Consider the following 3100-nt stretch of genomic DNA (forward strand, 5'->3'; position numbering starts at 1 on the left):
GGGGCGTCAGGCGTGCATCGGCGCCGTTACGAGATCCGGAACTCGGCCACCAGTGACTGCAGCTCTGCCGCCAGGCGGGCGAGGTCCTCGCTGCCCTTGGCGGTGTGCTCGGCACCGGTGCGAGTCTGCTCGGCCACATCAACGATGTGAGTCAGGTTGCCGCTGACCTGCTCGGCCGCCACCGACTGCTCCTCGGCGGCGCTGGCAATCTGGGCGCCCATGCCGGAGATGTGCTCGATCGCTCCGCCAATGCGCTCCAAGATGTCCGCGACTTCAATGACCTGATCCCGGCTCAGTTCAACCTCCTGTTGGCCGGACTCCATGGCCTCAACCGCCTGGCTGCTTTCCTTCTGCAGGGCGCCCACCAGGCCCTCGATCTCCTCCGTCGATTCCTGGGTACGGCGTGCCAGGGAACGGACTTCATCGGCTACGACGGCGAAGCCTCGACCCTGTTCGCCAGCGCGGGCCGCCTCAATGGCCGCGTTCAGGGCCAGCAGGTTGGTCTGTTCGGCGATTTCATTGATCACCAGAATCACCCGGCCGATGGACTGGCTCTGGTCCGCCAGGCCCCGGATGGCGCCGGCTACCTGCGTCACCTCGGCGGAGAGGGCGTCCAGGCGTTCCCGGTTGCTTTGTCCCTTTTGGCGACCTTCCTCCGCCAATTCTTCGGCATTTCGGGCTGCGGATTGGGCTTCATTGGCACTGCGGGCTACGTCCTGGCTGGCGGCACTCATCTGGTTCATCGCCGTGGCCACCTGGTCCGTCTGCTCGGCCTGTGCCTCAATGGATTGGCGGGTCTGGCCACTGATCGCCGACATTTCTTCGCTGGCAGAGGCGACTTCGGACGTTGCCCCGGCGAGCCGCTGAACCAGGCTGGCCATTTTCTCCAGCATGTTGTTGAGTGAGCGAGAGGTTTCGGCCACCTCGTCGGAGCCTTCGACTTCCAGTCGGAGCGTGAGGTCCGAATTATCGGCGATGCGGTTGATCACCTGCTGGAGACGGCCGATGGGTTGGGCAATCGACCGGCCAATCAGGAAACCCAGTACCACCATCACCGCCAACAGCGTCAACGACCCGGCCACGAAGACCCCGACCGTGCGGTTGTGGAGGTCATAGGCATGATCCCGAAGGTTGGCCGCCTCGCGCAGTTGCAGCTGCATCAACTCGTCGATCTTGGCGGTGACCGGGTCGATGGTCTGGTACAAGGGGCCGTCAATCGCGTCCAGTTGACCGGTGGCGTCGCCACGAACGGTTGCCAGTTCTCCCAGGGCTCCGGCCACCGCCCGATCGGCCTGCTGAAAGGCGCGTTCAGCCTCCCGGACCAATTGGGCTTCTTCGTCGGTCAGTTTGGTGGCTTTGTAACGGGACCACCGTTCGGCAATGGTCTCCTCGGCCTGGCGGATGCCATCGGCGGCCTCCTGAGCCGAAATCAGCCCGGCATTGGCCTTGTTGACCGCATCGATGATCAGAACCGCGTAGTTATCCGAGATGGTTTTCAGCTGGCGTAGCGGCACCACACGGTCGTCGTACAGGCTGGTGACGCTTCGTTCCACGCTGTTGAAGGCATTCCAGCCATACAGGGTAAGGGCGATGACCGCTACCACCGGGATGGCATAGGAAATCAGTAAACGGCTGCGAATGGTGATGTTGTTCAGAGTCATGGGCGATCACTTCTTGTTATTGCCGGCTCCCGGTCGTTGCGTCTGGGGGGAGCTGAAGTTGGCCGTCCCATGGCTTGGGTTTTAAACTTTCCCTGGAGGCTCGTGGTGCCTTACGGCGGTAATCTCCGCCTTTTCGTAAGTGTAGCTGAATCCAAATCAACAGACAGGCGTTTGCCCGATCAGTATTGCGGGGCCGCGATCCTGGTGGCGTTGAGACGTTGTGCGGCTCAAGGTGGAGCGGAGCGCTGAGCCCCATCCAGATTGAGGTGTTCAAGGAATGTCTCCAGGTACACTGCGTAGTCTGGAACCGTGCCGGATCGAACGACCGCTTCGTAGCGGGGAATCAACTCCGGTGCGCACGAGTCTGAGAATACAGGATAAATCGGCACGGGAGGACCCGGTAGAGGTAATAAACGGATCTGTTCACTTAGGCCCAATTTGCGGGCCCTGAACCGCAACACTGCAATGTCGGGATTGTAGACGGCATTGATGCGTTTGGCTTGAAGCCTTAGCAGGTTTCGCTGGACCGCATTGTTGCCGGCGATGGTCAGAATCTGCAGCTCAGGGTGTTTCAGAAACGGGGAAACGTAGGAATCCTGCCAGACTCCGATGCGCAGTCCCAACAGGTCTGCAGGAGAGGTGATGGACGTTATCGGGGTATTGGCACGGACGGCGATGCCGGCGTAGGTGGCATGGAAAGGCGACTCCGGGAAATGGAGATTCTTTTCACGTTCCGGCGTCTTCATCAGGAACAGGGCGATGTCGATGTCGCCGGCATTGATGGCAAAGAGTAATCGTGAAAGGGGGTAGCTCCGGAATGTTGCCTCATCCTGACCCATCCGCTGAAGTAGCTCACGGAAATACTCAACTCCAGGTCCCGAGGCGGTGTCGCCTTGTTCGGAGAACATATGGGGGGGCGCGTTGAATGTTCCAATCCGAAGTGGTTCGGCTGCAGGTTGATTGCTTGTTGGGTAAGGCAACAGAAGCACAAGCGCGACAAGGACGCCGGCCAGTCGACCCGGCCAGTTGTTAGATGTCATGCTGAAGAAGAGTTCCCATTGCCTATTGAATCTCCCGCTCAGGAATACCAGTCAGTATAGCAGATGTCGCTTGCTGCCAGGTTCGAGCGTGTGTCCATGCTGGTCGTGGGGTTGGTACGGGCTGCCATGCCCAGGCCCGGAGCCCGGGGCGGGCTCCGGTGTGGCTGGTTAAACGCGGGCTGCAGTCGAGGCGCGGCCTTGTCGATTACTGGGTGATAGGTGACAAATAGTTCAGTCGCAGGCTGCCCCGCGGGATGACCAGCCGCAGGCGGGTGTCGGCGCTGACCGCTACGTTCGCAATGCCACCGCAAACGTAGGTGAACGGCCAGATACCGCACAGGCCTCCTGTGTTCTCCCCGGTAATCTCGATGGTGCCCCAGACATCCGCGTTGATGCTGA

General features: G+C 60.7%; 3 protein-coding genes. All 3 read right to left on the reverse strand.

Going from position 1 to position 3100, the window contains the following annotated elements:
• Positions 1 to 26 precede the first annotated feature (26 nt).
• On the reverse strand, positions 27 to 1661 hold the full coding sequence (locus R3175_RS17995) for a methyl-accepting chemotaxis protein (RefSeq protein ID WP_318945723.1): 1635 nt from the start codon (positions 1659 to 1661) through the stop codon (positions 27 to 29).
• 227 nt (positions 1662 to 1888) lie between these two features.
• Positions 1889 to 2701, reverse strand: a complete 813-nt coding sequence (locus R3175_RS18000) for a substrate-binding periplasmic protein (protein ID WP_318945724.1) — start codon at positions 2699 to 2701, stop codon at positions 1889 to 1891.
• A gap of 205 nt (positions 2702 to 2906) precedes the next feature.
• Positions 2907 to 3100, reverse strand: a 194-nt coding sequence (locus R3175_RS18005; protein ID WP_318945725.1) for a hypothetical protein, incomplete at its 5' end; no start/stop codon positions are given.

The sequence above is a fragment of the Marinobacter sp. genome (assembly GCF_033722735.1).
Taxonomy (GTDB): Bacteria; Pseudomonadota; Gammaproteobacteria; order Pseudomonadales; family Oleiphilaceae; genus Marinobacter.

Coding starts and splice junctions, on each gene's coding strand:
- R3175_RS17995 (WP_318945723.1), bottom strand. CDS start 1,661: ATGACTCTGAACAACATCACCATTCGCAGCCGTTTACTGATTTCCTAT.
- R3175_RS18000 (WP_318945724.1), bottom strand. CDS start 2,701: ATGACATCTAACAACTGGCCGGGTCGACTGGCCGGCGTCCTTGTCGCG.